This window comes from Kitasatospora sp. NPDC058190, from assembly GCF_042883685.1.
Taxonomy (GTDB): Bacteria; Actinomycetota; Actinomycetes; order Streptomycetales; family Streptomycetaceae; genus Kitasatospora.
Window position 1 is genome coordinate 1 of sequence record NZ_JBHVVI010000235.1, and the last position, 6,001, is coordinate 6,001.

5 protein-coding genes are annotated in these 6,001 nt (G+C 73.1%); all 5 read left to right on the forward strand.

Translation table 11 applies throughout. From position 1 onward, the window contains the following. Positions 1-297 precede the first annotated feature (297 nt). Positions 298-816, forward strand: a complete 519-nt coding sequence (locus ACFVWU_RS44065) for a universal stress protein (protein WP_387632177.1) — start codon at positions 298-300, stop codon at positions 814-816. 161 nt (positions 817-977) lie between these two features. Next, positions 978-2,432 (forward strand): PLP-dependent aminotransferase family protein, encoded by a 1,455-nt coding sequence (locus tag ACFVWU_RS44070; protein WP_387632179.1) that lies wholly within the window; start codon positions 978-980, stop codon positions 2,430-2,432. 179 nt (positions 2,433-2,611) lie between these two features. Then, positions 2,612-3,124 (forward strand): hypothetical protein, encoded by a 513-nt coding sequence (locus tag ACFVWU_RS44075; RefSeq protein ID WP_387632182.1) that lies wholly within the window; start codon positions 2,612-2,614, stop codon positions 3,122-3,124. Positions 3,125-3,682: 558 nt separating this feature from the next. Beyond that, the gene (locus tag ACFVWU_RS44080; RefSeq protein WP_387632183.1) at positions 3,683-5,089 is read left to right on the forward strand and encodes a family 2B encapsulin nanocompartment shell protein; all 1,407 of its coding nucleotides are present in this window, start codon (positions 3,683-3,685) and stop codon (positions 5,087-5,089) included. A 279-nt stretch (positions 5,090-5,368) separates the two neighbouring features. Then, positions 5,369-6,001: hypothetical protein (locus tag ACFVWU_RS44085; protein WP_387632186.1), on the forward strand; the 633-nt coding region annotated here is incomplete at its 3' end.

Genomic DNA, 6,001 nt, shown 5'->3' on the forward strand with positions numbered 1-6,001 from the left:
ACCTCTACCTCAGTGGACTGGCCATCTAATCAACACCCCTCCACGAACTTCCGCGGAGCAGCACTAGTGAACCGGAGGGCGGAGCCCACCGGGATTTCCGGCTCGGCGATCACCGGCCATGCCGGATCGGTCCGGACCTCGCGGATGGGATCCCCCGATGCCGGCGCCGCCCGTGCTCGCGGCGACCCGCGCGACCCGGGCACACGGCCCCGTGCCGACGGCCGGGTGGCCCGCGCACTACCCTCGCCCGGAGTGCCCCTCGCACTCGCCCGCAGCGGCGGGCATAGCCTTCGGCCCATGAGCAAAGAGAGCGATGCGTCGGACACCGGGGCCGTCGGCGACGAGGACCGCGAGGTGGCGGCCGCGCCCGCCGGCTTCGAACTGGGGACCGACGGGCCCAAGGTGATCCTGGCGGGCCTGGACGGCTCCGACTCCTCCTGGCGCGCCACCGCCTACGCCGCCGGACTGGCCCGCCGCCAGGGCGCCGTCCTCGCCGTGGCGTACGTCCAGCCGGTACTCGGCGCCGCGACCGCCCTGGCCGGGGCCGCGGTGGAGGAGACGACCCGGGAGATCGCCGACGAACTGCTGGCCGCGCTGCGCGAGGCCGAGCAGCATGTCCGTGATGTGTGGAAGGTGGACTGGCGCTTCCTGACCATGCGCGGCGACCCGTACACCGGGCTGGCCAAGCTCGCCGACGACCTGCGCGCCGACGCCGTCGTGGTCGGCGTCTCCGAACAGGCCGGGCACAAGGTGATCGGCTCGGTGGCCGTCCGGCTGGTCAAGGCCGGACGCTGGCCGGTGACCGTCGTCCCCTGAGGCCCGTCCGACACCTCCCGCCGGGCGCGAACCGTCGGACCCGGCGGCCCGAACCAGCCCAACCGGCCCAACCCGTACGGGGACCACGGCCAGGCCGGCCCCTGCCGCCAGGGCCGACCGCCCGCAGGAGCGCGCGGAGGCGGCGGGTAGGGTGCGGAACCATGACGGAAACGCCGGGCGCGCACCCTACCGAGCCGGCCCACCCGACCGGCAACGACCTGCACCTCGACCTCCCCGCCGTCGGCGGTCGCCGCGCCGTGCTGATGGCCGCGCTGCGCGAGGCGATCCGCAGCGGCAGACTCGTGCCCGGCACCCGGCTGCCCCCGTACCGCTCCCTCGCCGCCGACCTCGGCCTGGCCCGCAACACCGCCGCCGAGGCCTACGCCGAACTCGTCGCCGAGGGCTGGTTGACTGCCCGTCAGGGATCGGGCACCACCGTCGCCGAACGCGCCGCGCCCGTCCCGCCCACCCGGGCCCGCCGCTCCTCGGTGCGGCCCGGGCCCGTCCACGACCTGCGCCAGGGCCAGCCCGACGCCGCCTCCTTCCCCCGCACCGCCTGGCTGGCCGCCGCCCGCCGGGCTCTCACCGCCGCGCCCAACGAGGCCTTCGGGCCCGGCGATCCGCAGGGCCGGCGCGAACTGCGCACGGCCCTCGCCGACTACCTCGCCCGCGCCCGCGGGGTGCGCACCGACCCCGACCGGATCGTCGTCTGCTCCGGTTTCGCCCACGCGCTACGGCTGCTCTTCGACGGCTCGGCGCCCGTCCTGGCGCCCGCCGAGCGGGGGCCGCTGGCCGTCGAGGCGTACGGGCTGGGCTTCCACCGCGGGCTGCTCGCCGCTGCCGGGGTCGCCACCGTGCCGCTGCCGATCGACGAACAGGGCGCCCGGGTGGGCGCGTTGGCGCACCTCCCGGACGTCCGTACCGCGCTGCTCACCCCCGCCCACCAGTTCCCGACCGGCGGCCCGCTGCACGCCGGCCGCCGCGCCGCCGTGGTCGACTGGGCGCGCGGACGCGGCGGGCTCCTCCTGGAGGACGACTACGACGGCGAGTTCCGCTACGATCGCCAACCGGTCGGCGCCGTCCAGGGGTTGGACCCCGAGCGGGTGCTCTACCTCGGCAGCACCAGCAAGAGCCTCAGCCCCGCGCTGCGCCTCGGCTGGATGGTGGTGCCGGACCACCTGGTCGACCGGGTGCTCGCGGTCAAGGGCGAACGCGAGGGCTGGGCCAGCGCCCTGGACCAGCTGACCCTCGCCGAGTTCATCGACTCCGGCGGCTACGACCGCCACGTCCGTCGGATGCGACGCCGCTACCGCGACCGCCGGGACCAGTTGGTGGCCGAGCTCGCCACGAACGCCCCGCACATCCAGGTCTCCGGCATCGCGGCGGGCCTGCACGCGGTGCTGCGCCTGGAGCCGGGCACCGAGCGGTCGGTGCTGAAGGCCGCCGCCTACCGCGGCCTCGCCCTGGACGGCCTCGCCGACTACCGCCACCCGGCCGTCACCCCCGAGGCCATGCCCCCGACCGACGGCCTGGTCGTCGGCTACGCCACCCCGCCCGACCACGCCTATCCGGCGGCACTCGCCGCACTGTGCGACATCCTGCCGCCGTCCGCCTGAGCGAAGCGCGACCGGCGGGCGGCGGGCGGCGGGCGGCGAAGAATAGGGCCTGGGCACACCCCGCCGGGCCGTTTCGGCGTTCGACCGGTCCCGGGCGTCCGCTCGCCGGTCCTTTGTCGGTACGGCTTCGGACCGAGGAGGGGCAAGCGGAGCGGTGCCGCCGCCTACGCTCCTTGGGCATGCGCAGAACACATCTGAGCCGGGCGGCGCTCGCCGCGTGTCCGGCCGTCGCCGTCGGTCTGCTCCTCTCCGCCGCGCCGGCCCGGGCTGACAGCCCGCTGCCGCTCACGGCGGTCTCCGACCGTCAGACCACCGTCCGTGGCGGCGAGTTCACGCTCACCATGACGCTCACCAACCCGTACGACACGCCGATCCAGTTCGTCTACCAGAGCGTCCAGCAGACCTACGACACCAGCCTGGAGCAGGGCCTCAAGTTCACCGCCACGGCCTGCGGCACCCAGACCAACGGCTGCAGCGACAACGTGCACGGCGGCATCGCCCGCTACAACGTGCCGCTGGCCCCGGGAGCCAGCAGCACCTTCACGGTCACCTACACCATCGCCCCCGACTCGGCCTGCGGCGCGGAGACCAGGATCGACTTCTACTCCTACCTGTACTACGAGTACCAGGCCGGTGAGGCCAAGAACTCGGGCATCATCGGCATCCCGGGCACCCAGGTCGCCTGCGCCTGACCCGCCGACAGCACCGCCTCGCCCCGGCGCAACCCCCTCTGCGCATCCCCCGTACCCCCGTCAGGTGCCGGCCGCCCCCGTACCGGCACCTGACGGGTTTTTCGTGTTCTCGGCCCCCGCGCATGCCCGGCGAGGACCTCGCGGCGGGCCGGCTGGACCGGGTCCGGTTCTGGTGCGAGGCGGCCTGAGCGATGTGCCGGATTGATGCTCGCGGGCCCGGGTTCGGGCGACCGCTGGGGGCGGAGGAAGGGGTGGGAGTCCGTTGGCGGGAGGAGGGGCGGAGGTGGGAACGGATGTTCCTGCGGCGAGTGGGGCCGTGTGGGGTGGATCGGGGGAGATTCACCCTATCGGGGGGTAGTCGGCCTCCGTGTGGTCCTGGTCGGGGCCTGGTGATCTAGGGTTCCGGATGGGTCGCCGCGAGACGGTGGCCGCTCTCTCGGTACCTCGCCAACTTCCCCACCAGTAAGCGGATCTGATGATCCGCCATGGCTCGCGTGCCCAGGCGGTGCGGTACGGCCCGGGCCGCGCGACCCGACCACACGAATGGAGACCCTGCCGATGCCCGTGGACACGAACCCGGAGACACAGCAGGACCGGCAGCAGAGCCTCGCGACGGCAGCTGCCCGCAACCTTGCCACCACGACCAAGTCCGCGCCGCAGATGCAGGAGATCACCTCCCGCTGGCTGCTCAAGGTGCTTCCCTGGGTGCAGGCCAACGGTGGCGCCTACCGCGTCAACCGTCGGCTCACCTACACCGTCGGCAACGGCGTGGTGGAGTTCATCAAGACCGGCTCCCAGGTTCGTGTGATCCCGGCCGAGCTGGGCGAGCTCGCCCTGCTGCGCGGCTACGAGGACGAGGAGGTGCTGACCGCCCTCGCCGACCGCTGCCAGCAGGTCGACTTCGGCCCCGGCGAGATCCTCACCACCCAGGGCGAGGCGGCCGACAAGATCTTCCTGATCGCCCACGGCAAGATCAACAAGATCGGCACCGGCAAGTACGGCGACGAGACCGTGGTCGGCGTGGCCGGTGACGGCGACCGGTTCGGCGACGACTCGCTGCTCAACGAGGACGCCGTCTGGGAGTACACCGCGAAGACCGCCACCTCCGGTGTCGCCCTGACCCTGAACCGGGCCGACTTCGCCCGCATCCGGGACAACGCGCCCAGCCTCCAGGAGCACCTGGAGTCCTTCCTGGCCCTGCCGCTGCAGGCTCAGAACGAGCGCGGCGAGGCCGAGATCGCCATGTCGGCCGGCCACCACGGCGAGTACGAACTCCCCGGCGCCTTCGTGGACTACGAGCTCAAGCCGCGTGAGTACGAGCTGAGCGTCGCCCAGACCATCCTCAAGGTCCACACCCGTGTCGCGGACCTGTACAACGAACCGATGAACCAGATCGAGCACCAGCTCCGGCTGACCATCGAGGCCCTGCGCGAGCGCCAGGAGCACGAGATGATCAACAACCCGGAGTTCGGCCTGCTCAACAACGCCGACTTCGACCAGCGGATCCAGACCCACTCCGGCCCGCCCACCCCGGACGACCTGGACGAGCTGCTCAACCGCCGCCGCGACCCCGACTACCTGCTGGCGCACCCGCGGACCATCGCCGCGATCGGCCGCGAGTTCAACGCCCGGGGCATCTACCCGCACCACGTCGACCTCGGCGGGCAGCAGGTGCCGGCCTGGCGCGGTGTGCCGATCCTGCCGTGCAGCAAGATCCCGATCACCAAGGAGAACACCAGCTCGATCCTGGTGATCCGTACCGGTGAGGACAACCAGGGCGTCATCGGCCTGCACCACAACGGCATCCCGGACGAGTACCAGCCCTCGCTGTCGGTGCGCTTCATGGGGATCGACGAGAAGGCGATCATCTCCTACCTGGTCAGCGCCTACTACTCCTGCGCGATCCTGGTGCCGGACGCGGTCGGCGTTCTGGAGAACGTCGAGATCGCGCACCGCCGCCACTGAGCGTCGGGTCTCGAGTGCTGCGTGCTGGGCGCCGAGTGCTCTGCCGAGTGCGGAGAACAGTGCGCGCAGGCCGTAACCGGCCGGCGTGAAGATCGTTTGACCTGATGGCGGACGGCCCGCCCGCGACGGCGGGCCGTCCGCCTGATCACGTTTGAAGGCACCTGGTCGTACCCGATCGGGTTCCCGTTCCGGTTTCGACGGACTCTGTCTCCTTCGCCGTGGCTGATCAGCCCGAGCCCCCTGCCGTCCCCCGGTCGACCCGAGAGGTGTGTGGAGCCCATGTCGCAGCGTCGGCAGTTCCGACGGATACCGCAGCACGGCGGTGGGACTGTGACCCCCGGGCGGCGGGTGCGACTGATCGGCGCTGCGGTCGGCGCGGTGGCCATGTGCGCGCTGGCCGGCGGCGCCACTGCCGCCGGCGCCGAGCGCCAGGGCGGACACCCGCACGGTCCGGTGGTCGACACCTGGGTGTGCAGTGAGACGGACGTGTCGATGACGGTGGGTCCGGGCGGCAGAGTGGACGTCGGGGTGGACGTGGACGTCCAGGTCGGCGTGACCGTCGCCCCCGACGCCAAGCACCACGGGCCCAAGCCGCCGCACGGGCACCAGCCGGGACGGCCGGACGACGAGCAGGGCGACGACGACGGCGACCACGACGGGCACGGCGACCACGACGGGCACGGGCATCACCACCACCACCATCACCACCCGTGTTCGACGCCCAGCCCGACTCCCACACCGACGCCCACCCCGACCCAGACCCCGACTCCCACACCGACTCCCACGCCGACCCCAACGCCGCCTCCGACCCCGCAGCGGCCCACCCCGCCCCCGTCGCCCGCGCCACCGCGTGCCCCCGCGCCGCCCCCGACCCCGCAGCGGCCCACCCCGCCCCCGTCGCCCGCGCCACCG

Bases quoted from the DNA above. Each gene is read 5' to 3' on its own strand.
- ACFVWU_RS44075 (WP_387632182.1), top strand. From the start codon at position 2,612: ATGCGCAGAACACATCTGAGCCGGGCGGCGCTCGCCGCGTGTCCGGCC.
- ACFVWU_RS44070 (WP_387632179.1), top strand. From the start codon at position 978: ATGACGGAAACGCCGGGCGCGCACCCTACCGAGCCGGCCCACCCGACC.
- ACFVWU_RS44065 (WP_387632177.1), top strand. From the start codon at position 298: ATGAGCAAAGAGAGCGATGCGTCGGACACCGGGGCCGTCGGCGACGAG.
- ACFVWU_RS44080 (WP_387632183.1), top strand. From the start codon at position 3,683: ATGCCCGTGGACACGAACCCGGAGACACAGCAGGACCGGCAGCAGAGC.